At 72.7% G+C, this 22,748-nt stretch carries 23 protein-coding genes; 11 read left to right on the top strand and 12 right to left on the bottom strand.

Features of this window, described 5'->3' with window-relative positions; translation table 11 throughout:
• Positions 1–12: 12 nt before the first annotated feature.
• Genes RNC47_RS03270 through RNC47_RS03260 form a run of 3 tightly spaced genes read right to left on the bottom strand, consistent with a single transcriptional unit; the run spans position 13 to position 4,384 of the window.
• Positions 13–1,266, bottom strand: coding sequence for an epoxide hydrolase family protein (locus RNC47_RS03270; RefSeq protein ID WP_311595312.1), 1,254 nt, complete (start codon positions 1,264–1,266; stop codon positions 13–15).
• Between the two features lie 38 nt (positions 1,267–1,304).
• Positions 1,305–2,831, bottom strand: a complete 1,527-nt coding sequence (locus RNC47_RS03265; protein WP_311595310.1) for an HAL/PAL/TAL family ammonia-lyase — start codon at positions 2,829–2,831, stop codon at positions 1,305–1,307.
• Positions 2,828–4,384, bottom strand: a complete 1,557-nt coding sequence (locus RNC47_RS03260) for an MFS transporter (RefSeq protein WP_311595309.1) — start codon at positions 4,382–4,384, stop codon at positions 2,828–2,830. The genes RNC47_RS03265 and RNC47_RS03260 overlap by 4 nt, the downstream gene beginning before the upstream one ends.
• Before the next feature lie 103 nt (positions 4,385–4,487).
• Between RNC47_RS03260 and RNC47_RS03255 the strand changes: the two genes are divergently transcribed.
• The gene (locus RNC47_RS03255) at positions 4,488–5,387 is read left to right on the top strand and encodes a LysR family transcriptional regulator (protein ID WP_311595308.1); all 900 of its coding nucleotides are present in this window, start codon (positions 4,488–4,490) and stop codon (positions 5,385–5,387) included.
• On the opposite strand, the gene RNC47_RS03250 is transcribed toward RNC47_RS03255, so the two are convergent.
• Positions 5,368–6,255, bottom strand: a complete 888-nt coding sequence (locus tag RNC47_RS03250) for a LysR family transcriptional regulator (protein WP_311595307.1) — start codon at positions 6,253–6,255, stop codon at positions 5,368–5,370. The two genes, RNC47_RS03255 and RNC47_RS03250, sit on opposite strands and share 20 nt — an antisense overlap.
• A 76-nt stretch (positions 6,256–6,331) precedes the next feature.
• On the opposite strand from RNC47_RS03250, the gene RNC47_RS03245 reads away from it, so the two are divergent.
• From RNC47_RS03245 to RNC47_RS03205, 9 genes are all read left to right on the top strand, one after another.
• The gene (locus tag RNC47_RS03245) at positions 6,332–7,087 is read left to right on the top strand and encodes a DUF6152 family protein (RefSeq protein ID WP_311595305.1); all 756 of its coding nucleotides are present in this window, start codon (positions 6,332–6,334) and stop codon (positions 7,085–7,087) included.
• Between the two features lie 2 nt (positions 7,088–7,089).
• On the top strand, positions 7,090–7,572 hold the full coding sequence (locus RNC47_RS03240) for a DUF6644 family protein (RefSeq protein ID WP_311595303.1): 483 nt from the start codon (positions 7,090–7,092) through the stop codon (positions 7,570–7,572).
• 275 nt (positions 7,573–7,847) lie between these two features.
• Complete coding sequence (locus tag RNC47_RS03235) at positions 7,848–9,161, top strand: phenylacetate--CoA ligase family protein (protein WP_311595301.1); 1,314 nt, start codon at positions 7,848–7,850, stop codon at positions 9,159–9,161.
• On the top strand, positions 9,158–10,933 hold the full coding sequence (locus RNC47_RS03230; RefSeq protein WP_311595300.1) for a prenyltransferase/squalene oxidase repeat-containing protein: 1,776 nt from the start codon (positions 9,158–9,160) through the stop codon (positions 10,931–10,933). Before RNC47_RS03235 ends, RNC47_RS03230 begins: the two co-directional genes overlap by 4 nt.
• Positions 10,934–10,942: 9 nt before the next feature.
• Entirely contained in the window at positions 10,943–11,431 is a 489-nt protein-coding gene (locus RNC47_RS03225) for a hypothetical protein (RefSeq protein ID WP_311595298.1), read from the top strand.
• Entirely contained in the window at positions 11,428–11,733 is a 306-nt protein-coding gene (locus RNC47_RS03220; protein ID WP_311595296.1) for an acyl carrier protein, read from the top strand. The genes RNC47_RS03225 and RNC47_RS03220 overlap by 4 nt, the downstream gene beginning before the upstream one ends.
• Complete coding sequence (locus RNC47_RS03215; RefSeq protein ID WP_311595294.1) at positions 11,733–12,824, top strand: class I adenylate-forming enzyme family protein; 1,092 nt, start codon at positions 11,733–11,735, stop codon at positions 12,822–12,824. Before RNC47_RS03220 ends, RNC47_RS03215 begins: the two co-directional genes overlap by 1 nt.
• A 49-nt stretch (positions 12,825–12,873) precedes the next feature.
• On the top strand, positions 12,874–14,109 hold the full coding sequence (locus tag RNC47_RS03210) for a 3-deoxy-7-phosphoheptulonate synthase (RefSeq protein WP_311595292.1): 1,236 nt from the start codon (positions 12,874–12,876) through the stop codon (positions 14,107–14,109).
• A 31-nt stretch (positions 14,110–14,140) separates the two neighbouring features.
• Positions 14,141–15,238, top strand: a complete 1,098-nt coding sequence (locus RNC47_RS03205; RefSeq protein WP_311595290.1) for an SMP-30/gluconolactonase/LRE family protein — start codon at positions 14,141–14,143, stop codon at positions 15,236–15,238.
• 28 nt (positions 15,239–15,266) lie between these two features.
• Here RNC47_RS03205 and RNC47_RS03200 read toward each other — a convergent pair whose 3' ends face one another.
• Complete coding sequence (locus RNC47_RS03200; protein ID WP_311595288.1) at positions 15,267–15,980, bottom strand: thioesterase II family protein; 714 nt, start codon at positions 15,978–15,980, stop codon at positions 15,267–15,269.
• A gap of 433 nt (positions 15,981–16,413) precedes the next feature.
• Here RNC47_RS03200 and RNC47_RS03195 point away from each other — a divergent pair, with 433 nt between their 5' ends.
• The gene (locus RNC47_RS03195; protein ID WP_311595287.1) at positions 16,414–17,094 is read left to right on the top strand and encodes an AfsR/SARP family transcriptional regulator; all 681 of its coding nucleotides are present in this window, start codon (positions 16,414–16,416) and stop codon (positions 17,092–17,094) included.
• Here RNC47_RS03195 and RNC47_RS03190 read toward each other — a convergent pair.
• The 7 genes from RNC47_RS03190 to RNC47_RS03160 form a co-directional block, all read right to left on the bottom strand.
• On the bottom strand, positions 17,085–17,735 hold the full coding sequence (locus tag RNC47_RS03190) for a response regulator transcription factor (RefSeq protein WP_311595285.1): 651 nt from the start codon (positions 17,733–17,735) through the stop codon (positions 17,085–17,087). The genes RNC47_RS03195 and RNC47_RS03190 overlap by 10 nt on opposite strands.
• A complete protein-coding gene (locus RNC47_RS03185) occupies positions 17,722–18,759 on the bottom strand; it encodes a sensor histidine kinase (protein WP_311595283.1) in 1,038 nt (345 codons plus the stop codon). Before RNC47_RS03185 ends, RNC47_RS03190 begins: the two co-directional genes overlap by 14 nt.
• Before the next feature lie 399 nt (positions 18,760–19,158).
• Entirely contained in the window at positions 19,159–19,602 is a 444-nt protein-coding gene (locus tag RNC47_RS03180; RefSeq protein WP_311595282.1) for an ester cyclase, read from the bottom strand.
• Positions 19,603–19,678: 76 nt separating this feature from the next.
• Positions 19,679–20,383: a 3-oxoacyl-ACP reductase FabG gene (fabG, locus tag RNC47_RS03175; RefSeq protein ID WP_311595280.1), complete on the bottom strand. Its 705-nt coding sequence runs from the start codon at positions 20,381–20,383 to the stop codon at positions 19,679–19,681.
• Positions 20,384–20,385: 2 nt separating this feature from the next.
• Positions 20,386–21,087 (bottom strand): HAD family hydrolase, encoded by a 702-nt coding sequence (locus RNC47_RS03170; protein WP_311595278.1) that lies wholly within the window; start codon positions 21,085–21,087, stop codon positions 20,386–20,388.
• Positions 21,084–22,073, bottom strand: a complete 990-nt coding sequence (locus tag RNC47_RS03165; RefSeq protein ID WP_311595277.1) for an AfsA-related hotdog domain-containing protein — start codon at positions 22,071–22,073, stop codon at positions 21,084–21,086. Before RNC47_RS03165 ends, RNC47_RS03170 begins: the two co-directional genes overlap by 4 nt.
• A gap of 98 nt (positions 22,074–22,171) precedes the next feature.
• The gene (locus RNC47_RS03160; protein WP_311595276.1) at positions 22,172–22,747 is read right to left on the bottom strand and encodes a TetR/AcrR family transcriptional regulator; all 576 of its coding nucleotides are present in this window, start codon (positions 22,745–22,747) and stop codon (positions 22,172–22,174) included.
• Between the last annotated feature and the right edge of the window lies 1 nt (position 22,748).

Raw genomic sequence — 22,748 nt, 5'->3', positions numbered from 1 at the left:
GATCGAGCCGCGTTACGCCCCCTGCACACCGCCCGCCACTCCCGTGTGAGCACCGGGTGCCGGCCGGCGCGGTTCCCGGAAGAAGGCCCTGACCTCGGCGGTCAGGACGTCGGGGGCCTCCATGGCGAGGAAGTGGCCGCCCTCGTCCAGCTCGGTCCAGGACACCACGTGGTGGTCGCGCTCGGCCCACGGGCGCACGGTCACGTCGTGGGCGGAGAGCAGCACGCCGGTGGGGACGGTGCCACGCTCGGGCGCCCAGTCGCCCGCGCCCTCGCCCCACTCCCCCTCTCCGTCCTCGGCGCTCCACTCGGCGGCGGAGATCTCCTCGTAGTAGATCTGCGCCGCCGAGACGGCCGTGCCGGTGAACCAGTAGAGGGAGACGTCGGTGAGGATCCGGTCCCGGTCGACGGCGTCCTCGGGCAGCCCTTCCGCGGGCCAGGTCAGCTCCTTGAACTTCTCCACGATCCAGGCGAGCTGGCCGACGGGCGAGTCGTGCAGGGCGTGGCCGACGGTGGCCGGCCGCTTGGCGTTGCACAGGAGGTAGCCGTCGTTGAAGTCCCGCATGCGCTGCCAGCGGCGCTGGTCGGCCTCGCTGAGCCCTTCCGTCTCGCCGTCGACGCCCACGGGGAAGGAGATCATCGCGTTGAGGTGGACGCCGACGACGCGCTCGGGCGCCAGCCGCCCCATCCGGGGGGCCACCCAGGAGCCGGTGTCGTAGCCCTGGACGCCGTACCGCCGGTAGCCGAGGCGCGCCATCAGCTCGGTGAGGAGGCCGGCCATCCGGTCGGCGTTCATGCCGGGCCCGGCGAGCGGGGTGGAGAACCCGAAGCCGGGCAGCGAGGGGATCACCAGGTGGAACGCGTCGGCCGGGTCGCCGCCGTGCGCCCGGGGGTCGGTCAGCGGCCCGATGACGTCGAGGAAGTCGGCGAAGGTGCCCGGCCAGCCGTGCAGCAGCATCAGCGGCAGGGCGTCCGGCTCGGGCGAGCGGACGTGCAGGAAGTGCAGGCGCTGTCCTTCGATCGTGGTGCGGAACTGGGGGTGGGCGTTGAGCGCGGCCTCCTGGGCCCGCCAGTCGTGGGCGGTGCGCCAGTGCTCGGCGAGCTCCCGCAGGTAGCCGACCGGGACCCCGCGGCTCCAGCCGACGCCCGGCAGCTCGTCCGGCCAGCGGGTGTTGGCGATCCTGGCGTGCAGGTCGTCGACCGCGGCCTGCGGGATCTCGATACGGAAGGGACTGATGGTGCTGTCGTGCGGCGTGGTGTCTGCCATGCCCCGGAGGCTAGGCGGCCAACAGGACGCCCGGCGTCCTAGATCGACGGCCGGCCGGGGCGTGGCGGCTCGCCGGCGGCGTCCAGCAGGTCGGCGGCCAGGCGGACGTCGGCGGCCAGCGGGCGGTCGGGGCTGACCGGGGGCAGCGCCTCGGCGAGCCGGTCGAGCTCGGCGGCGCAGGCGGGGGCGGTGGGCAGGCGGTCGCCGAGGTGGGCGGCCTGGCGCAGGGCGAGGGCGAGCGAGCCGTGCAGCAGGCGCAGCGCGCGGGCCTGGCGGTAGGCGCCGAGCGCGGCCTGGGTACCGAAGGGGACGATGTCCTGGTTGTGCAGGTTGGTGGGCAGGCTCTGGACGCTGGCCGGGGTCGCGGTGCGGCGCATCTGGGCGGTGATGGCGGTCGCGGTGAGCTGGACGCCGGCGAGGCCGTGCTGGCTGCCGGGGTCGGCGGCGAGCAGCGGGTTGCGGCCGCCGTTGCGGTGTGGGTCGAGCAGCAGGTCGAGCTGGCGCTCGGCGAGGTTCGCGGTCTGCACGGCGGCCAGCGAGAGCAGGTCGGCGGCGAACGCGACGGGTTGGCCGAAGAAGTTGCCGCCGTGGCAGACCTTGTCCTCCTCGGGGAAGAACAGCGGGTTGTCGCTGATCCCGTTGAGGTCGTCCTCGATGACGGAGGCCGCGTGCCGTGCCGACGCCATCGCGGCGCCCAGGAGTTGGGGCGCGCAGCGGATGGAGTAGGGCTCCTGCAGGGGGCGTTCGCCGCTGGGCGTGGTGCCGGCGAGCAGGGCGCGCAGCCGGTCGCCGGCGGCGGAGGCGTCCGGGTGGTGGTAGGCCGTGAGCAGCGAGGGGTCGGCGAAGTCCGGTGTGCTGCCGAGGAGTTCGGCCAGCAGCGCGGTGAGCCGCAGGGCGGCGTCCAGGGAGCGGGTGAGCTGGGCGAGGGCGAGGCCGGCCGCGGCGGCGGTGAAGGATGTGCCGTTGACCAGCGCGAGGGCGTCCCGTCCCGCCAGGTCGATGGGGGTGAGGCCGGCGCGGCGCAGGGCCTCGGCGGCGGGCAGCCGCCGGCCGGCGAGGTGCGCGTGGCCCTCGCCGCGCAGCCCGCGCACCAGGTGGGCGGTGGGCACCAGGTCGCCGCTCGCGCCGACGGAGCCGAGCTCGGGCACGGCGGGCGCAAACCCGGTGTCGAGCGCCGCGACGAGCGCGTCGAGCACCTGTTCGCGGGCTCCCGAGTGGCCCTTGGCCAGCGCCCACAGGCGGGCGAGCAGGGTGGCGCGGACCACCTCGAAGGGCAGGTCGTCCCCCTGGCCCGCGGTGAGGTGGTCGAGCAGGCTCTCGCACTGGTCGGCCGCGTCGGCGCGGCCCGGCAGTCCGACGAGCGCGCCGAAGCCGGTGGTGGCGCCGTAGACCGGGCGTCCCTCGGCGAGGCAGCGGAGCAGGAAGCGGTGGCAGTCGCCGACCCGGCGCCGGGTCGCGGGGTCCAGGCGGACGGCGAGTGGGCCGGCGGCGGCGCGCTCCAGGAGGTCGGGGGTGAGCCGGGTGGCGGATCCGATGGTGACGGGGGCGGGGAGGGTGGTGGTCATGTCGCCTCCTCGGCGGTCGGTCGGGAAGGGCGCGGGGCCGGGGCCGACGGGGCGCCGTCCCCGGTCGCGGCGGGGTGGAGCGGCCCGGCCGGCCCGGGGTCCCGGGTACGGCCGGTGCCGACGGTGGCGGGCGCCGCCGGGCGGAGCCGGCGGGCCAGCACGGCGGTCAGCAGGGCCAGGGCGAGCGCGGCGGCGCAGGCGGTGCCGGTGGCCCGGGTGTAGTCGTCGAAGTCGAGGCCGGCGGCGCCGGGTTCGGCGCCGAGGACGGCCACGAACAGGCCGCCGATCACCGTCACGCTGGAGGCGTGGGCGACCTGGGTCGCGGTGAGCAGCACCCCGCTGGCGGCTCCGCTGTCGGCGACCGGTGTGCCGTCGAGCACGACGGTGATCAGCGGGGAGGCCACCAGGCCCTGGCCGAGCCCGACAAGCGCCAACGGCAGGGGCAGCCACAGCAGTTGGGAGTCCTCCGGCACCCGGAGGACGATACCGACCACGCCGGCCAGGCCGACCGCCGTCAGCAGCGCGCCGCCGACCGGCAGCCGGTGGCCGAACCTGGCGTGCGGGACGCGGCTGCCGGCGCTGGCCAGCGCGAAGCCCACGGCCAGCGGCGCGAAGACCAGTCCGGAGACCAGCGGGCTGCGCTCCAGGCCGTTCTGCACGTGGTAGGCGATCAGCGTGAAGAAGCCCATGTTGCCGCCGTAGAAGGCCAGCAGGGCGCCCAGGCCGCGCGCCATGCGGCGCTCGGCGAGCAGCCTCGGCGGCAACAGCGGGGCCAGGCCCCGCCGTTGGAGGCGGCGTTCCAGGGCGAGAAAGGCAGTGAGCACGAGGAGGCCGCCGGCCATGGGGAGGGCGAGCCAGCCGGACCAGTGGCCGCCCTCGGCCGAGGCCGGCGGCAGCAGCAGGGCGTAGAGCGCGACGGCGAGCAGCAGGGCGCCGGCGAGGTCGAGCCGCTGGCGCGGGCCCCGGCTCTCCACGACGGTGCGCCGGGCGGCGAGCAGGATCAGCGGGCCGACCGGCAGGTTGACCAGGAAGAGGGCCCGCCAGCCGAGGCCGCCGGGGTCCCAGGCCAGCAGGGCGCCGCCGCCGAGCGGGCCCGCGATCCAGGCCAGGCCCATGGTGGCGCCGTAGGCCCCGATCGCGCGGGCGCGTTCGGAACCGGCGAAGGTGGCCTGCACGATGGCGAGCACCTGGGGGAGCATCAGGGCGGCGGACAGGCCCTGGAGGGTGCGGGCGGTCAGCAGGGCGGTGGCGTCCGGCGCCAGCGCGCACGCGGCCGAGAGCAGGGTGAAGGCGGCGACGCCGAGTTGGAACACCCGCTTCCGGCCGTGCAGGTCGCCGAGCCGCCCACCGGTCACCAGGCCGGCGGCGTAGGCGGCGGTGTAGCCGGCGACGACGAACTGGGTCTGGCCGTAGGAGGCACCGAGTTCCTCCCTGATGGCGGGCAGGGCGAGCAGGACGATGCTGGAGTCGAGGTGGCCGACGAAGGTGGCGAGCAGGATCGAGGCGAGGGCGACGGAGCGGCGTCGCGTGGTGCTTTCTCCCGGTCTTGGCATCACGACATTCATCCACGGCGGGCGCCCGACCGGCCAAGTCCGGTTTCTTCCCAGGTGATCGCGGACACTTCTCACGGCGGGCACGCCGCGTACACTTCCGCGCATGGAGCTGCGGCAGTTGCGGTACTTCGTCGCGGTCGCGGAGGAGCTTCATTACGGGCGCGCCGCACGGCGGTTGAACATCGCGCAGCCCGGGCTCAGCCAGCAGATCAAGGTGCTCGAGCGGCGGCTGGGCGCCGAGTTGTTCGCGCGGGACCGACGCGGGGTGGCGTTGACGGGGGCCGGGCGGGCGCTGCTGCCGCTGGCGCGCGACCTGTTGACGCGGGCGGGCGCTGCGCAGGCCCTGGTGCGCTCCTACGGGGCGGGCGAGACCGGCGAGTTGCGCGTCGGGCTGACGCGTTCCGCGGCCCAGGGGGTGACGGCGCGGCTGGTGGACGGGTTCCGGGAGGAGTGCCCCGGCGTCGAGATGCGGCTCTCCAGCGGCTACACGGCGTTGCACGAACGGCTGTTACGGCTCGGCTCGCTCGACGCGGCGTTCGTGCGGCCACCGATCGACCTCGCCGGCGATCTGGCCTGTCGGGAGGTCGCGGTGGAGCCGCTGGTGGCGGCGGTCCCGGCCGACCACCCGTTGGCCCGCCGGCGTCGGATCCGCCGCGCCGACCTGGCCGGCGAGCCCCTGGTGTGGTGGCCGCGCGAGCACGGCCCTGGCATGTGGGATCGGATGCTTGATCAGGTGTTCGGCGCGGGGGTGAGGCCGCCGGTGGCCCGCTGGGAGCCGGAGGAGGAGCGGCTGCTGCACGCGGTGGCCCTCGGCGCCGGGGTCACCGTCGTGGTCGAGGGCCGGGCCAGTCGACTGCGGGTGCCCGGCGTCGCCATCCGGAGGTTCGCCGAGCCGGAGCCGACGGTGCCGCTGGGCCTCGCCTGGCGCCGGGACAGCGAGCTTCCCGCGCTCCGTCGCTTTCTGCGGCACGCCGAAGAGGTGGTCAGGTCCGAGGCGCGTTGAGGTTGCGGAAGTTGCGGACCACGGGGCTGGTCTCGCCGCGCCGCCAGGCGAGATGCAGGGCGATGCTGTGGGACTGCGGCGTCAGCGGCCGGAACACGACGTCGGAGCGGCGCAGCGAGGCCATGGCGCCGGGCACGATGGAGACGCCGATGTCGGCCGCGACCAGGCCGATGATGGTGTGCATGTGCACGGCTTCCTGGGTGACCTGCGGCTCGTAGCCGGCCGACCGGGTGAGGTGCATGATCTGGTCGTGCAGCGACGGGCCGAGCCGCCGGGGGAAGAGCACGAACGCGTCCTCGGCGAGGCTGGCGATCGGCAGCGGGTCGCGGTACGCCTGGGGATGTCGGCGGGAGAGGGCGGCGACCAGTCGGTCGCGGGAGATCTCCTGGGCTGCCAGCTCCGGGTGGCCCACGCCGCCGTCCGGACCGTGCAGGATGCCGATGTCCAGGCGTCCGGCGAGGAGTTCGCCGATCTGCTGGCTGCTCGCCATCTCGCGGAGTTGTAACTTGACGCCCGGATAGCCCTGCCGGAAGCGCCGCAGCAGCCTGGGCAGCAGTTCGTGGGAGGCGGAGCCCACGAAGCCGAGCGAGAGCTGGCCGACCTCACCCCGCCCCGTCTGCCGTGCGATGCGCTTGGCACGCTCGGCGTGGTGCAGCACCCGCCGGGCCTCGGCCACGAAGCCCTTGCCGGCCGAGGTGATGTGGACTTCCCTGGTGGTGCGCTCGAACAGCAGTACCCCGAGCTCGTCCTCGAGCTTCCGAACCTGCTGGCTGAGCCGGGGTTGCTGCAGCCCGAGTCTTGACGCCGCTCTTGCGAAGTGCAGCTCCTCGGCGAGGAGCACGATGTAGCGGAGCTGGTCGAGATTCATAGCAATATTTGATCAGTTATTACTGTCCCATGGAACTATGTAGCTGTGAAGCATGCCATCCCCCAGCCTTGCTGCCATGCGACGTGCTTCCGCAACCACCGCCTTCTCCCTGCTCGTTGCGACCGTGATCGGCTTGGCGACCGCGAACCCCGCGGCCGCGCACCACGGGTGGGAGGAGTACGACACGACCGCGGCCTACTACGTGTCGGGAACGGTCAGCGAGGTCCGGTGGGGCAATCCCCACCCCGAGGTGACGATCGAGCTCGAGACCCCGGTCTCGGTACCGGCCGGCTGGGCCGAACTCGACATCCCGCCGGAACTCGAGGAGCTCGACGGACGCGAGGTGCTGGAGGCCACCCGGCCCTACGGCGGCGAGGCGGAGCGGCTGACGATGGACCTGGCGCCCATCGAGCGGCTCTCGGCCTGGGGGCTCGACGGCGAGGTGCCCGAGGGCGAGCGGATCGAGGCGGTCGGCTACCTGGGCCGTGACGACGACGCCCACATCCGGCCGGAGCTGGTCGTGCTGGAGAGCGGCCAGGTGGTGCGCCAGCGCTCGGTGCCGCTGCCGGCGATGCCCGAGGCGGCCCCGGCGGAGAGCGCCGAGGACGGGGCGGACGCGGGCGACCCACCGGCCGACGGCGACCCGCCGGCCGAGGGTACCGGGAGCGCCGGGGACACCGGCGGGACGGACGGCGCCGACGACGCCGCCGAGGAGAGCGCGGCCGAGGACGAGGGCTCCTCGTCGGCGGTCGTCTGGGCGCTGCTCGCGGTCGGCGTGCTCGTGGTGGTCGGCGGCGGCCTCTACGTCGTGCGGCGCGGCAACCGGGACTGAGCATGGACGAGTTCTACGACTGGCTGGAGCGGACGGAGCTCGGCGAGGCCGTCCGCACGACCCCCTGGGTGTACTCGTCGCTCGAGACGGTGCACCTGGTCGGCATCGCGGTACTGGTCGGGCCGGCCATCGCCTTCGACCTGCGGCTGCTCGGGGTCGGCCGCCGGCTGCTGCCGGTGACGTCGGCCGCCAGGCACCTGCTGCCGCTGGCCCGGTTCGGCTTCGTGATCGCCGCGCTCTCCGGGGTGGTGATGTTCGTCTCCGGCGCCGCGGCAGTGGGCAACAGCGCCGCGGCACCCTGGAAGCTGGGGCTCCTGCTGCTCGCCGGGGTGAACGTCGCCGTCTTCCACCTCGGCGTCTACCGCTCGGTCGACCGGTGGGACGTCCGCGAGGTCGCGCCGGCCGCGGCCCGCGCGGCCGGGATCGTCTCGACCCTGGTCTGGGTGGGCGTGATCGCCGCCGGGAGGCTGCTCGCGTACACCTGATGTCGCTCTGAATTCGATGGCCCGTCTTCGGACGGGCCTTTTTCCTGCCGCTTTTCCGGAGTAATTCATTCCGCTTTCCCGGCATCCCATTCGGATGTATCCGAGAACAACATCCACAGATGAAAAATCTGTGAACATTTGCGATTGTGCTCACCCGCGCAATAATGCGGCGCCAAACATAATCATCCCCGCATTGTGGCGCCCTCGCCGGGACGACTAGTTTCGAAACCGCCGAAAGACGTCTTGCGCACCACAACCGACCAGGGGGATGTGACGTGCTCATAACCACGGCAGACCGGCTCGAGCTCATGCTCGACGCCCGCGCCGAGGCGACCCGCTTTCGAACCGAGAATCCGCCTTCCGCTTTCCACGAGCACAAGCTCGAAAAAGTCTGGGAACGGGCGTCGACCGCGCCGGCCTACGCGCCGCTCCCGCCGTTCTCGATGGAAACGTTCCGCGACCACCCGATCACCCGCAAGGAGGATCTGAAGGCCAGGCCGCTCGACTACTGCATCGTGGAACCGGCCGAGGCCGACAAGTACTACGAGACGACGGGCACCACGGGCCGCCCCACCCCCACCCCGCGACTGGCCGAGGACGCCATCCGCAACGCGGTCTCGGTCGCCGAGGCCTGGCGCCCGCTGCTCGGCGAGCGCGACCGGGTGCTGGTGCTGCTGCCGTCCGACGTCGTCCCGGTCGGCGATCTCGTCGTTCACGTGTGCGAATATCTGGGCGCGGTGCACACCCGCGCCTACCCCTTCGCGACCGGCATCTGCGACTGGGACCGGCTCACCCAGATCTGGGAGACCCTGCGCCCGACCGTGCTCTACGTGGCCCCTGGAGTGGCCCAGCAGCTGACCCGGCTGCTCAAGCGCCGCGACCAACTCGCCGCGCACCGCGCCTCGGTCGAGAAGATCATGCTGCTCGGCGAGGTCAACACCGCGCCGTTCCGGGCCAGGCTCGGCGCCTGGTGGCAGGCGGAGGTCTACGACGCCAGCTACGGCAGCACGGAGACCGGCACGCTGGCGACCTCCTGCCACGCCGGGCGGCAGCACCTCCTGCTGGCCGCCAACCACTTCGAGCTCGCCACCGCGGACGGCGTGTGGCCGCTGCGCGCCGGCGAGCGCGGCCGCCTCGTGGTCACCCCGCTCAACCTGCACGCCAGGCCGCTGCTGCGCCTCGACACCGGGGACGAGGTCACCCTCGCCGACGACTGCCGCTGCGGCACCGCCGCCCCCTCCGTCACCGTGCACGGCCGCAGCAGCGACGCGCTGGTGTTGGCGGGCGCGAAGGTCACGGTCCGCGAGGTGGAGGAGATCGTCTACGGCGAGACCGCGGCCACCGGCTACCTCATGGAGGTCGACCCCGAGGGCCGGCCGCTGCGCCTCCTGCTGGAGCGCGACAGCGACTGGGACCGCGGCGCGGAGGGCGAGCTGGCCGACGCGGTGCAGGCCGCCTCCCGCAGCAGCCTGCGGGTGACCTGGGGCGACGTGCGCTTCGTCAACGCGCTCCCCGTCAACACCAAGAGCGGCGCCTCCCAGAAGAGCTGGAAGCGCACCAACCTCCGCGTGGTGGAGGCCGGTTCATGACCACCACCGCCTCCCCGGCCGGCGTGGCCACCGGCCAGCCCGACCTGTGGTGCACCTACGCCGCCATCCGCACCCTGGGCTGGCTGCGCCGCCCCGACGGCGTGCCGCACCCGGAGCGGACCGCCCGCTACCTGGCCACCCGCCGCAACGCGGACGGCGGCTACGCCTGGAGCCGCGGCATGGCCTCGGACGCCTGGGCCACCTACTACTGCACCCAGGGGCTGATCGACCTGGCCCGCCTCGGCGTCGCGGAGCACGCCCCGGCCGGTCTCGACCGCACCGCCGCCTGGCTGCGCGAGACCTGGTCGGGCGACGCCTTCGCCATGATGCCGGGACAGCTCCCCGACGCGTGGGCCACCTTCTTCTCCACCCGCACCACCCTGGAGGTGTGCCGCGAGCCGGTGCCGGAGCCGGACCGGCTGCTCGGCTGGCTCGGCGCGCTCCAGACCGCGGGCGGCGGACTCGGCTGGACCCCCGAGCACGCCGCCGCCGGGGTCGCCGACGTCCGGGCCTGCTTCTACGGGGTGCTCGCCTGGCGGGTGCTCGCCAGGACCGGCCACACCGCGCCGCCCTGGGACGTGGCGCGGCTCCTGGCCTGGCTGCGGGCGCAGCAGACGCCGCAGGGCGGGTTCCGCTTCTCGCCGGCCGCCGAGGTGCCCTGCATGTGGGCCACCTACCGGGCCACCGCGGCGCTCGACGCGCTGGGCGGCGCCCCCGCCGACCCGGCCGCCTGCGTCGCCTGGATCGAGCGGAGGCGCGGCGCCACCGGGGCGTTCGTCCGCTGGGACGGCTATCCCGTCGAGGACGTCTGGGCCTCGTTCTGCGCCATCGGCTCGCTGCACGCGATGGGCGCCCCCACCGCCGAGCACGCACCGGCGGTGACCGCCCGGATGCGTGAACTCGCCTGCGAGCAGGGCGGGTTCACCTACCGCGAGCCGGCGCTGGCCGCCGACGCGCTCGCCACCTCGGCCACGCTGCTCATCGCGGACCCGGACGCCCCAGCCACCGCCCCGGGCCCCGACGAGCTGCGCGACTGGCTCGCCGGCTGCCTGCTGCCCAACGAGGGCGGCGTGATGTACATGCCGGCCCGCGGCAGCGAGGTCCGCTGCACCCTCTGGGCGCTCTCGGCCGGCGCCCTCCGGGACGACCCGGGCGCCCGCAAGCGGGTCGCCGACTGGCTCGGCGAACTCCAGAACCCCGACGGCGGGTTCGGCTACTGGGAGGGCCGCGGCTCCGACGTGGTCTCCACCGTGTCGGCCGCCGAGATCCAGTCGCTGCTGCGGCCCGACCACCCCGACGTGCTCGACGGAACCCGCCTGGTCGGCTTCCTCGACGCCTGCCGCACCCCGGTGGACGCCGGGGAGCCGGACGCCGAGCCGGCGGCCAACGTGCCCGGCGGGGCGCCGACCCTGCGCGCCACCCTCCAGGTGCTGCGCGCCCGGCAGGCCGTGGGCCGGCCACGCCCCGCCGCGGTGCGCGCCGCTCTCGACCGGCACCGGGTGGCCGGCGGCGGCTACGCCAACGAGGGCCGCCGCGTCCCGGACCTGCTGAGCACCTACGAGGCCGTGCTCACCGCCGACCGACACGGGGTGGCGCTGGACACCGACCACCTGCGCAGGTTCGTCGACCGCGTCGTCACCGAGGCCGGCACCGCCTGGACCCCGCTCGCGCCGCCCGAGGGCGACGACCTGCTGGCGACCTGCGTCGGCACGCTGCTGGCCCGGCGCGTCCGGGGCGAGCTCGCGGAGCTGCCCGCCCTCACCCTCTCCTGAAGGACCTTCGTGCCCACCATCACCATCACCAGCCCCGAGCTGCCCGCGCGCCGACGCCGCGCCGTCGCCGTCCGGCTCACCCGCTGGCTCACCGGACGGGGCGTCACACCCACGCACGCCGTGGTCCGCTTCGTCACCGAGGAGCCGGGCAGCCTCTACGCCGGCGCCTTCCCGGTGGAGGCGCTGCCCGCGCCGGCCGCCGACCCGACGGGGCCCGGCGGGCCCGGTGCCCAGGAGCCGCTGCACCACGCCTCGGTGGTCTGTCAGATCGGCGTCGACCGGGACGCCGACTTCCGCGACCAGCTGGCCGCCGAGATCGCCGCCGCGCTCGGCGTCGGCCCCGGCACCGCCTTCTTCTACCTCGACCTGCAACCCACCGCGAGGGGCCACGTCTACGTGGCCGACCACGGCGCGCTGCGCCGCGTCGACACCCTCGACGACCTGCCCGCCCCCACCGACGACGGCGCGCTCGCGCGACGTGAGGAGACCCCGGCATGACCGCCCCCACCACCGTGCCCGACGAGAAGCAGATCCGCGACGGCGTGCGTGCGGCGCTCGCCGTGCCGCTCGGCGACGCGCTGGCCGACGTCCCGGACGACGCCGAGCTGACCACCGCCCTCGGCGAGCGCTACGACAGTCTCACCGCCATGGAGTGCGTCACGGCCGTGGAGACCAGGTTCGGCGTCGAGGTCGACTTCGTGGCCGACGACGTCCGGCACTGGTTCTCCAGCGTCAGCCGGATGGCGCGGTTCGTCCGCGAGCGCCTGGAGGACGGCGCGGTACTCGACGGCGGGGCCTGATGGCCGCGCGACCGGTCGAAAGACCCGACGGCGAGGCCGAGTTCACCACCTCGGGACACACCGGCGACCCCGTGGCCTGGCGTCGCACGGACGCCCAGCTGCGCGCCGAGGCACAGCTGGTGGCCGACACCGTGGTCGGCCCCGCCGGTTCCCTCGACCACATCGTCAACTTCGCCCCCACCCACCACCTCTACGGCCGCCTCTTCGGGGAGGTGCTGCCCCGGCTGTGGGACGTCGAGGTCCACCAGGCGTGGTCGCACGAGGTGACCGCGGTGCCGCCGCTGCGCGACGCCGCCCGCACCCTGCTGGTCTGCCTGCCGTCCAGCTGGCCGCTGCTGCGGCGGCTGGTGCCCGCGCTGCGCCGGCTGCCCTCGGTGGTCGCGCTGCACAGCTCGGCCGCGCCGACCGAGGCCGCGGGCGAGGTGGTGCGGGCGCTGGCCGGCACGGGCTTCCGCGCGGTCAGCCTCCTCGGTTCGACGGAGACCGGCGCGGTGGCCCACCGGCCTGTCGCCCCGACCGGCGCGGATCCCGGCCCCTGGCGGCTGCTGCCGGACGTGTCGCTGCTGCCCGACCCGTGCCAGGACATCGGCGGCGCGGGCGCCCACCACCTGCGGGTCGCGAGCCCGCGCGTCGCGCGCCGGGCCGACATGGCGGCGCCGCCCGCGAGTTGGCGTCTCGCGGACCTCGTCCGCCCGCGCGGGCCAGGGGAGTTCGACTACCTGGGGCGCGCGTCGCGGCTGGTGAAGGTCAACGGACGACGGGTCTGGCTCGACCAGGTCGAGGCGGCGGTGCGGGCCGCGTTCCCCGGGATCGAGGCGGTCTGCCTGCCGGTGTCCGACCCGGTCAGGGGGGAGCACTACGAGGTGTGCCTGGCCGCCGGGTCCTGCCCGGCCGGCGCGGGCGCCCCGGGCATCAGGACGGCCATCGGGGCGGCGCTGCCCGGGGCGCCGGGGCCGCGAGCGGTGCACACCGTGCCCGAACTGCCGCGCACCACCACCGGGAAGATACGGATCCCCGCCCTGCGGGAACTGCTCGCGCACGCTCGCCGCGAACCGGAGGCGGCGTCCGGCGAGGCCCTCGCCCACGCCTGACAGCGATCGGCTGACCGACACCCGACCAGTGCCGGAGAAGAGAGGACGCATGTCAACCACCCGCCTGCTGATACCGACTCGTGCGGCTCAGCAGCCCGACTGGGCCCCCCACTGGGGGGAACTGGACACCGTGCTCGGCGAGCTGACCGAGCGCCCCCCGCTGGTGACGGCCGGGACCGCCGCCGCGCTGCGGGACGAACTGGCCTTCGTGGCGCGGGGTACCGCCTTCGTGCTCCAGGCCGGCGAGTGCGCCGAGCTGTTCGAGGACAGCGCCCCGGACCGGGTGCGCGCCAAGGCGACGTTGCTGCACGGACTCGCCGACGTGTTCGAGTCGTTGACCAAGCTGCCCGTGGTGCGGATCGGCCGGTTCGCCGGCCAGTTCGCCAAGCCGCGGTCCAGCCCGTGGGAGACGCTGCCGGACGGCACCGTGCTCCCGGTCTACCGCGGCGACGCCGTGAACTCGGTCGAGGCGACCGAGGTGGCCCGCCGCCCCGACCCGCGGCGGCTGTTGCGGGCCTACGACTGCGCCGGTTCCGCGCTCGCCGAGTTGGCGGGCTCCGACGATCCCCGGGGGGCCGGGGACGTGCGGGCCGCACTGGCGCCCACCTACGTCAGCCACGAGGCGCTGCTGCTGGAGTACGAGCACGCGCTGACCCGTCCCGACGCCGCCGGCGGGCGGTACGCGTCCTCGGCGCACTTCCTGTGGATCGGCGAACGGACCAGGCAACTCGACCACGCGCACGTGGAGTTGGCGGCTTCCATCAGCAATCCGATCGGGGTGAAGCTGGGCCCGGACGCCTCGCCGGCCGACGTGGCCGCGCTGCTCGACCGGCTGAACCCGGAGGAGCGTCCTGGCCGGCTGACGTTCGTGGTGCGGATGGGGGCGGAGAAGCTGCCGAAGCGGCTGCCGGCCCTGCTGTCCGCGCTCGGGCCACGGGCGGCGCACGCCACCTGGATCACCGACCCGATGCACGGCAACACCAGGCAGACGGCGGCCCGGCAGAAGACGCGGGTGCTCGACGACGTGCTCGCCGAGGTCGAGGGGTTCTTCGCCGCGATGAGCGCGCACGGGCTGCCGCCCGGCGGCCTGCACCTGGAGACCGCCCCGGACGACGTCACGGAGTGCGTCACGCACGAGGGCCAGTTGCACTCCCCGATCCCGCTCCCCCGCTACGAGACGGCCTGCGACCCGCGGCTCAACCCGGAGCAGGCGGAGCAGGTGGTCCGGCTGGCGGCGGAGCTGACCGCCCGGCCCGCCGCCCCGTCCCACACCCGCCATGAGTGACCCGCGGTCCACGAAGGAGAACGAGCCGCCGATGCGTAGCGCACGTGCCAGGGAAGACCAGGGGCCGAGCCCGAGCCGGCGGTCCCTGTTGGGGGCCTCGGCCGGCCTCGGGGCCCTACTCGGGGTGGCCTCGCCGCTGGGCGCCGGCCAGTCCTGGGCGGCCGGGCGGCCGGCCGGGGAACGGGCCGCGTCCCCCCTCGACGACGATCGGGCCGCGGGGCCGCTGTTGCCGGTGCCGCGGGTCGACGAGCTGGCCAGGATGGGCCCGCACGGCTGCGAGGGCATGGTCTTCGACGCCGCGGGGCGGCTGTTCATGTCCAACACCCAGGGCACCGAGATCCTGCTGATCGGCATGGACGGCGCGGTGACCGAGTGGACGCGCGCGGTCCGGGCGCCGAACGGGCACAAGGTGCTGGCGGACGGCACCCATCTGGTGGCGCAGATGGGCCCGCCGGGGGCCGTGGTCTGGCTGGACGCGGACGGCTCGGTGCTGCGGGTGATCGACCGCGACGACCGGGGGCGGGCGCTGCGGGCCGCCAACGACGTGGCGATCGACCCGCGGACCGGCGGCGCCTATGTCACCGATCCGGGTCCGTTCGCGGGCGGGCTGCCCGGGCGGGTCTACTACCTGCCGCATCCGCGCGCGGAGTTGATGACGGTGGTGGACGAGGGGGACGAGGGGGTGCTCGACTACCCCAACGGCCTGGCGCTGAGCCCCGACGGGCGGGCGCTGCTGGTCTCGGAGAGCGGACGGAACCGGATCATCAGGTTCGCGCTCCCCGAGCCGGGTCGGCCGGTGCGCCCGACGGTCTTCGCCCGGCTGCCGTCCCAGCCCAACACCTGGACCGACGGCGAGGCGCAGCCGGACGGCCTGGCCTTCGACACCGAGGGCCGGCTGTTCGTGGCCCACTTCGGCACCGGGCTGGTGCGGGTGCGCGACGGGTACGGGCGGGATCTCGGCTCGTTGGACTCCCGGACGCCCTGCATCACCAACTTCGCGTTCGGCGGGCCCGACATGGACCAGCTGTTCGTGACCGCGCACCTGGGCACCTCGCTCGGCGACCCCGGGCCGGCGGTGGTCATGCGGATGACGCTGCCGGGCATCGAGGGGCTGCGGCTGCTGCCCTGAGCCCGGGGCACGAGTCCCGCCCCGCGCCTCAGCCGCGCGGGGCGGGGCTCGGCAGCACCGAGCGGATGTCGTCGACGATCCGCTTGACCAGCGGTTCCGGATCGTCGAGGAAGTAGAAGTGGCCGCCGGGGAAGGAGCGTACGCCGAGGAAGTCGGTGGTGTGCCGGGCCCAGTGCGGGGCGTCCCGCTCGTCGGCCACCGGGTCGGACTCGCCGCAGAAGGCGGACAGCGGCCGCCGCAGCACGGGCGCCGGCGAGGTGGCCGGCTCCCAGGTCTCGGCGGCCTCCAGGTCGGCGGTGACCAGGGGCCGCACGCGCTCCCAGAGCAGCGGATCGCGCAGGATCCGGTCGGGCAGCCCGCCCAGGTCGCTCAGCGCCCTCCGCAGCCCGTCCGGCGGGAGGCCGTGGAGCGGCGGGTCGGAGCGGGTGATCGAGAAGAACGGGCCCGGATGCCCGGAGACGCCGACCCAGACGGGCGGCGGACCGCCCCGGCGCTGGGTCTCCAGGGCGGCGGCGAAGGCCACCAGGCCGCCCATGCTGTGCCCGAACAGCGCGTAGGGCCCGTGGTCCTCGGCCGCCAGCCGGTCGGCCAGGGCGTCGCTGATCACGGTCAGCCGGCGCTCGGCGGGGTGCGCGGCGGCCTTGGGCCGGCCCGGCGCGACGACCAGCCGCAGCTCCCAGTCCTCCGGGAAGTGCGGCAGCCATGGCCGGAAGGTGCTGTGCGAACCACCCGCGTGGTGCATCAGGTAAAGGGTGAGTTTCGGGTCCGGTGCGGGCTGGTGACGAAGTACCGACAATATCGATCCCGTCATGCGCGGGACTCCCTCCCGTATTCTTCGCGTAGCCTCATGGTCCATCCTCTTCCGGTGCCCCGGTATGGTTGCCCGCTCTCCGTACGACACCTCATGATGCCATCGGGGCGTCGCCCGTTCCCGGTTTTCCCGATGCGCACTCAGGGGCAGCCGTCTACTCCTTTGGAGGCAGCGCCGGTTGACCTTTATGTGGAATCGCCAGGGGTCCGCAGTTCATGCTTGTATGAGTCGTCCTCATCGACCGTGCCGGGCGTTTTCCACCCGGGGGATTCAGAGGTGCATAATGCGACTCAACGTCCTCGGCCCACTCGAAGTGATAGGCAGTTCCGCGACGTGTCGGGTACGCGGGTTCAAGCTGGCCAAGGTGACAGGACTGCTGGCGCTGCGGGCCAATCACTTCGTCTCGATCGAGACGCTCAGCGAGGAGTTGTGGTCGGGATCCCCACCGCGCAACGAGGCGACGACGATCAGGACGCACGTCTACAACCTGCGGCGGGTGTTGAGTTCCTCGGGTCCCGGGCCGTCCTCCGGAGTGGCGCTGCACACCAGGCCGATGGGCTACCAGCTCTCGATCCCGGACGAACTGCTGGACGTGAGCCGGTTCGACCGGCTGGCCAGGGAGGGGCGCGCGCTGTTCGACACCGGGCGTTACGCGGAATCCGCCGAGCGGCTGCGCGCCGCCCTCGCGGTGTGGCGGGGCAGCGCGCTGGAGGGAATTCCGGTGGGCCCGGTGCTCTCCGGTCATCTGGCGCATCTCGCGGAGAAGCGGGCCCGAATTCTGGAGTTGCGCATCGAGGCGGACATGCGCAGCGGCCGGCATCGGGATCTCGTTCCCGAACTCTACGAGTTGGTGGCCACCGACCCGCTCAACGAATGGCTCCAGGCCCAACTCATGGAGGTGCTGCACCGCTCCGGGCGGCGCGGCGAGGCGTTGCGCAGTTTCCACGACGCCCGCCGGTGCCTCGACGAACAGCTCGGAATAGAGCCGTCCGACGACCTGCACCAGACGTACCTGCAGATTCTGTCCTCCGGATATCAGAGGTAGGAGGACTCGGGGGTGATGAGGGCGGCTTCCCGCGCGGTGCGCACGGCCTCCATGCGGGAGGACGCCCCCAACTTCTCGAAGACGTTGCGCAGATGTCGCTTGACGGTGCCCTCGGTGATCGAGAGGCGGGTGGCGATCTGCCGGTTGCTCAGCGCGTCGGCCACCAGCGTGAGCACCTCGAGCTCCCTGGGGGAGAGCACGATGGACTGCTCGGCGCCGCCGCCGACGGTGAAGCCGCCGGGCACCGCGATGGTGACGCCCTGGCCCTCGTGGGCGCTGCGGATGGTGGTGACCAGGTACTTCCGGCTGACGTGTTTGGAGAGGTAGCTGGCGACGCCGGCGTCGATGAGCCGGCGCACCAGGTCGGCCCGGTCGTGGACGGTCAGCACGATGACCTTGGGCCGGGGCGAGACCCGGTGGAGCCGGGCCACGGTGTCCAGCGGGTCGTGCTGCGGCATGCCGAGGTCGAGCAGGACGACGTCGGGGTGGGTGTCCCCGGTGACGGCGACCACCTCGTCGCCGGTGCCGGCCACCCCGCAGACGGCGAAGTCCTCCTCCACCAGCAGGGTTTCGCAGAGCGTCTCGCGCAGCAGGGTGTGGTCGTCGGCGACCACGATGCGGATGGGGTCAGACGAGGTCATGGGGTCCGTCCGTGAGGGGCACGAGGAAGGCGATTCGTGTTCCGTTCATCGGCACGCTGGTGATGGTGAAGGATCCGCCGAGCGCCCTGATCCTTTCCTTCATGGAGATCAGGCCGCTGCCGGTGCGCGGACCGAAGGCGTCGGAACTCGACGCGAATCCGCGGCCGTCGTCCTGGACGACGGCGCACACCCGGCTCGCCGACAGTTGGAGCATGACCAGTGCCTGCCCGGCGCCGGCGTGCGTGAAGATGTTCCGCAGGCACTCCCGCAACACGAGGAACACCTCGCCGCGGACATGCGACGGCACGTCGGTCTCGTCTCCGTCGACGAAGATGGTGACATCGGTCAGGTCCAGCCCGTAGGCGTCGACATAGGACCGCAGCTCGCGGTCGATGTTGGACACCGGAGTCTGCAGGCGTAGACCCGAGGAAAGCCTTCTGACCCCCTCGAAAAGATTGCCCAGTATCGAGTGCAGATCCTCGATGTGTCGCCGCGAGAAACTTTCTTTCGATTCCGTTGCCAGATTATGGAGTTCGAGTTTCCTGAGTGCTAGGCTGATATTACTGCCGAACCAGTCGTGCAGTTCGCGCGCGGCACGCTTGCGGTCCGCGGTGCGAAGCCCTTCGAGCTTTTTCAGTAACGCTTTCTCGTACCAGACCGAGGATATTCGGCTGCGTTCGACGACGCTTCTGTTGATCGCGGAGAGGGCGAGCTGGGTTCTTCCGGTCGGCAGCAGTCGGCCGGCGCCGAAACCGGTGAGCCCGGACAGGAAGACGTCGATCATCTCGCCCCAGGCGAGCGTCAGTTTGTCGAGCGGGATTCCGGAGAGCGCCGTGGAGACCCCCAACAGGGAGGCCAGCGCCACCTTGTCGTCGTTGACGACCACGCGGCCGACCTTCAGGCTCCGCAGACAGTCGTCGAAGACGTATCCGAACTGTCTGCGCCACTCGGCGCGCAGGTCCCGGCGCTCCAGCAGGGCGTACGCCAGCCGCTCCTCGTACCGGGCGTAGAGGTGGTCGATCATCGACGACTCGGGGAGTATTTCCCCGCCATTCACCCGCCCACCGCCCACCACACACCCCGTGGCGGACGCCTCTCGTTCACGTTCCGGTTGACTCAGAATCTGACTCTCCCCCGTAGGTTGAACTGATTGGTCGGATCAGAACGCCGGTCGAGATAGGCCACTTTCATAATATCTTCACAGTCGCCGGCCAACAATACTGTTTTCGGTCCCGGAGCCGCCTGAACGGTCAAATAACAGTAATGCAACCAAAGATGCCGTTGACCTTGAATGTGCAAACACACCGGATCGCCGCCAAAGCCGCGATCGCGCCGGCGCGTTTTGGCGCGCCGATACGCCGGCCCCCGCACGCGAAACCGGCCGCCGCGGTGGCGGCGGCGGCCGGCGCGTCACGGACGGGGGTCAGCCGTGCTGCGGACCGCCGGTCGGCGGCAGCTCCAGCTTCACGGCCCCGAGCTGGGCCAGCAGGAAGAGGTCCTGGCGGCAGGCCCAGTGCTCGACGACCTTGCCGTCCTCGACCCGGTAGATGTGGATGTGCTCGACGTCGACCTTGTTGCCGGTCGCCTCGACGCCGAGGAAGTTGCCGACGTGGGTGCCGGTGAACCGCAGCCGCAGCACGGCCTTGTCGCCCTCGGCGAAGCTGTCGAGGTGCTCCCAGTTGGCGTCCGCGAAGACGCTGTTCATCCAGCGGGCCGTGCCCAGGTAGCCGCCCGGGCCGCCGGGGGTACCGGGAGGGGCCTCGTAGTCGACGAACTCCGGGGCCACGAGGCGGTGGGCGACCTCCTCGTCGAGGTCGTTGAAGATCTTCCCCATCTGGTGCGCGATCTCGAGCACGCTTTCCGACATGCCGTGGAACCTGCCTTCCCTGACAGTGTGGTTGGTCGTCGATCGTTGGAACACGTCCCGGCCGGATGGCCGGAAGTCAGTTGCCGAGGCCGAGGCCGCCGCCCACCGGCAGGATCGCTCCGGTGACGTACGAGGACTCCTCGCTGACCAGGAACCGCACCGCGTGCGCGACCTCCTCCGGGGTCCCCACCCGGTGCAGCGCGGTCTGGCCCAGCAGGTTCTCGCGCCGGACCGGGGTGACGTCCCTGGACATGTCGGTCTCGATCAGCCCCGGCGTCACCACGTTCACGGTGATCTTGCGGCGCCCGACCTCGCGGGCCAGCGAGCGCGCGAAGCCGATCAACGCGGCCTTCGACGCGGCGTAGTTGGTCTGTCCCGGCGCGCCGGTCAGGCCGCTGGTCGAGGACATGAACACCATCCGCCCCCAGCGCGCCTTGATCATGTCCGGCGCGACCTCGCGAGCGACGTTGACCGCGCCCATCAGGTTGGTCTCGATCACCGAGCGGAAGTTCTCGTCGGCCATCCCGACCAGCAGCCTGTCGTGGGTGATGCCGGCGTTGGACACCAGGACCTGGATGGGCCCGTGCTGCACCCTGGCCTCGGCGACCGCCCGGCGCACCGACTCGCGGTCGGTGACGTCGCAGCGGACCCCGAAGAGACCCTCGGGCGGGTCGCCGGTGCGGTGGGTGACGGCCACCTTGTCCCCCTGCTCGGCCAGCACCCTGGCGACGGCCAGGCCGATGCCCCGGTTGCCACCGGTGACAAGCACCGAACGGCTCATGTTCAGACCCCCTTGTCGACTGTCTCGGCGAGCCGGGCGACGGCCTCGGCCGGGTCGGTGAAGTGCAGCGCGCGCCAGCCGGCCGCCTCGGCGCCGGCGCAGTTGTGGGCCAGGTCGTCGACGAGCAGGCACCGCTCGGGCGGCACCCCGGCCCGCTCGGCGGCCAGCGCGAACATCTCGGGCGACGGCTTGCGGTGCCCGACCTCGAAGGAGAGCAGCACGTCGTCGAAGAGCTCGGCCGGGTCGACCATCCGGCGCCAGTGGGCGTCCCAGGTCGGCACCATGTTGGACAGCATCCCGACGAACGCGCCGCGCCCGCGGGCCGCGCGCAGCGCGTCGACCCAGGCGTGGTTGGTCTCCCGTCCGTCGAACCAGATGTCGGCCAGGGTGGTCAGCCGCAGCGTGATCCCGTGGTCGGCGGCCAGCACCTCACCGATCTCCGCCAGCCACTCCGCCTCGGTGACCAGCGGGGTGTCGATCGGCAGCATCGCGTCCTCGGTGCCGTAGCGGGCCGTGACCTTGCCCAGCGCCTCGTTCAGGATCTCGGGACGCACCCCGACCCGGGCGCAGAAGACGGCCATGGTGTGGGAGAGGGGCGGGGTGAGGACGCCGCCGAAGTCGGTCCACACCGCGATCCGTTCACCCCCGAACCGGTCCACGCCGTTCACGCCGTTCTCGCTGTGCGGGCCGCTCGCTCCGCTCACAGGAGGCTCCCCATCGTCATCGTGACCGAGGCGATCTCGGCGCCGTTCTGGTGGAAGGTGACCGGGAGGGTGACGCGCCCCTCCTCGTCGGGCGGCCCGGGGCGGGGGGCCGAGAGCCGGACGGTGTCGTCGAGTTCGGCGAAGCGCGCGAAGTGCGCGGCGATCCCCACGGTGTGGGTGGTGCGCGGCGCGTCGAGGCTCAGCAGGGCCAGCTGCCTGGCCCCCTCGACCAGCGTCATGGCCGGGAGGTGGTCGTAGACGTGGTCGAACAGCGACCGGTTGCGGAAGCTGGGCGTGAACTCCGCGCTGGCACCGGCGTCGTCGACCAGTTCGCCGGCGAGCACCACGTTCAGCGGATGCACCCGACCGACCCGCTCCGGCGCCACCCGCCGCGGGTCGTCGCCGGGCCGCGCGTCCTCGTAGTCGGAGGTCAGCGGGGCGGGCGTGCCCCGCTGGGCGCGGCGCAGGGCGTCGTTCTCCCGGTGCCGCAGGAAGAGCACGTCCATCACGTGCTCGCCGACCGGCTCGCCACCCACCAGGTACCGCTGGGCCACCCTGCCCTTGCGGTAGCGGCCGGCCCTGTTGGGCTCGCCGATGTACTCGGTGTCGATCAGCACGCTGCCCGGCCCGGGGCCGATCACCAACGCCTTCAGGTCGTCGAGGGCGAAGGTGAAGCGGTCCACGATCATCGTGGTGTCGTGGTCGAACCGCATGTGGGCGTGGGTGCCGGCGATGGCCGCCTGCCGGCCGGCCTCCAGCAGCAGCAGCGCGTCGTGCGTGGCGGGCGACTGCACGTGGTCGTTGTAGTAGGCGTGGACGAGGGGCAGTTGAACGGCCGTGCGCACCGTCCGCTCGCCGGTGGGTCTGACGTCGGTGACGAACACCTCGGAGACCGCGGCCTTGTGGACCAGCGCGCGGTCCAGGGTGCGTTCGTGGCGTGGCTCGGAGGAATCTGGGTCCGGTTCCGGGTCCCCATGCGTGGTCATTACCCGTCCCTCGATTTCTCGGAAATGGTCGCCTACGAGTCTCACGGAATGCCGTCAACCAGAGATACAACACGCATAAAAGCCGTCGTCGAGGACTGTCACGGATGGCCGGGGACCGCTTGGGTGAGGGGGGTGTCGAGCAACTCGAATCCCGACCACACCCGGTGGGTCGCGGGAAATCCCATGGCCACCAGGGCATTGATCAGCATGCCGTGCGCGATGAAGTACGTGGTTTCCCCTCCGTCGGCACTCAGGACGATGTGCGAGTCGTCCCACAACTGCATCCAGCGCTCCCGGATCGCCACGCCGAGCCGCAGGTCACCGCTCACTTCCGCAGTGGCGACCGAGACGTACACCTGGAGTTGCATGAGCAACTTCTCCGGGTCCGAGATGAGCCGCCGATACGCCTCGGCCATGGCGTGGTGCCGTTCTTCCGCAGGGACCGAAGCGGCCGCTTCGAGCAATGTGGTGCGGATCTCGGCGAGGCAACGGTTCACCACCTCCAGAAAGAGTGACTGTTTGGTGGGAAAGAGCCGGAAAAGACAAGGCTGAGACACGCCGACACGCCTGGCTATAACGGCGGTCGTGGTGCCGTGGTATCCGCCCCTGGAGAACTCTTTGACAGCCGCCCTGAGTACGCGTTCGCGTCTTTCCCCGGCGGTCATTCGTGCCATG

This window comes from Streptomyces millisiae (assembly GCF_031845425.1).
In the GTDB taxonomy this organism is placed as follows: domain Bacteria; phylum Actinomycetota; class Actinomycetes; order Streptomycetales; family Streptomycetaceae; genus Streptomyces; species Streptomyces millisiae.
Note: the sequence above shows the minus strand (reverse complement) of the source record. Positions and strands in the feature narration are given on the sequence as shown.

Coding starts and splice junctions, on each gene's coding strand:
- RNC47_RS03205 (WP_311595290.1), top strand. CDS start 14,141: ATGCGTAGCGCACGTGCCAGGGAAGACCAGGGGCCGAGCCCGAGCCGG.
- RNC47_RS03240 (WP_311595303.1), top strand. CDS start 7,090: ATGGACGAGTTCTACGACTGGCTGGAGCGGACGGAGCTCGGCGAGGCC.
- RNC47_RS03160 (WP_311595276.1), bottom strand. CDS start 22,747: ATGGCACGAATGACCGCCGGGGAAAGACGCGAACGCGTACTCAGGGCG.
- RNC47_RS03210 (WP_311595292.1), top strand. CDS start 12,874: ATGTCAACCACCCGCCTGCTGATACCGACTCGTGCGGCTCAGCAGCCC.
- RNC47_RS03215 (WP_311595294.1), top strand. CDS start 11,733: ATGGCCGCGCGACCGGTCGAAAGACCCGACGGCGAGGCCGAGTTCACC.
- RNC47_RS03165 (WP_311595277.1), bottom strand. CDS start 22,073: ATGACCACGCATGGGGACCCGGAACCGGACCCAGATTCCTCCGAGCCA.
- RNC47_RS03260 (WP_311595309.1), bottom strand. CDS start 4,384: ATGCCAAGACCGGGAGAAAGCACCACGCGACGCCGCTCCGTCGCCCTC.
- RNC47_RS03255 (WP_311595308.1), top strand. CDS start 4,488: ATGGAGCTGCGGCAGTTGCGGTACTTCGTCGCGGTCGCGGAGGAGCTT.
- fabG (WP_311595280.1), bottom strand. CDS start 20,383: ATGAGCCGTTCGGTGCTTGTCACCGGTGGCAACCGGGGCATCGGCCTG.
- RNC47_RS03190 (WP_311595285.1), bottom strand. CDS start 17,735: ATGACCTCGTCTGACCCCATCCGCATCGTGGTCGCCGACGACCACACC.
- RNC47_RS03185 (WP_311595283.1), bottom strand. CDS start 18,759: ATGATCGACCACCTCTACGCCCGGTACGAGGAGCGGCTGGCGTACGCC.
- RNC47_RS03250 (WP_311595307.1), bottom strand. CDS start 6,255: ATGAATCTCGACCAGCTCCGCTACATCGTGCTCCTCGCCGAGGAGCTG.
- RNC47_RS03200 (WP_311595288.1), bottom strand. CDS start 15,980: ATGCACCACGCGGGTGGTTCGCACAGCACCTTCCGGCCATGGCTGCCG.
- RNC47_RS03265 (WP_311595310.1), bottom strand. CDS start 2,831: ATGACCACCACCCTCCCCGCCCCCGTCACCATCGGATCCGCCACCCGG.
- RNC47_RS03220 (WP_311595296.1), top strand. CDS start 11,428: ATGACCGCCCCCACCACCGTGCCCGACGAGAAGCAGATCCGCGACGGC.
- RNC47_RS03245 (WP_311595305.1), top strand. CDS start 6,332: ATGCGACGTGCTTCCGCAACCACCGCCTTCTCCCTGCTCGTTGCGACC.
- RNC47_RS03230 (WP_311595300.1), top strand. CDS start 9,158: ATGACCACCACCGCCTCCCCGGCCGGCGTGGCCACCGGCCAGCCCGAC.
- RNC47_RS03180 (WP_311595282.1), bottom strand. CDS start 19,602: ATGTCGGAAAGCGTGCTCGAGATCGCGCACCAGATGGGGAAGATCTTC.
- RNC47_RS03270 (WP_311595312.1), bottom strand. CDS start 1,266: ATGGCAGACACCACGCCGCACGACAGCACCATCAGTCCCTTCCGTATC.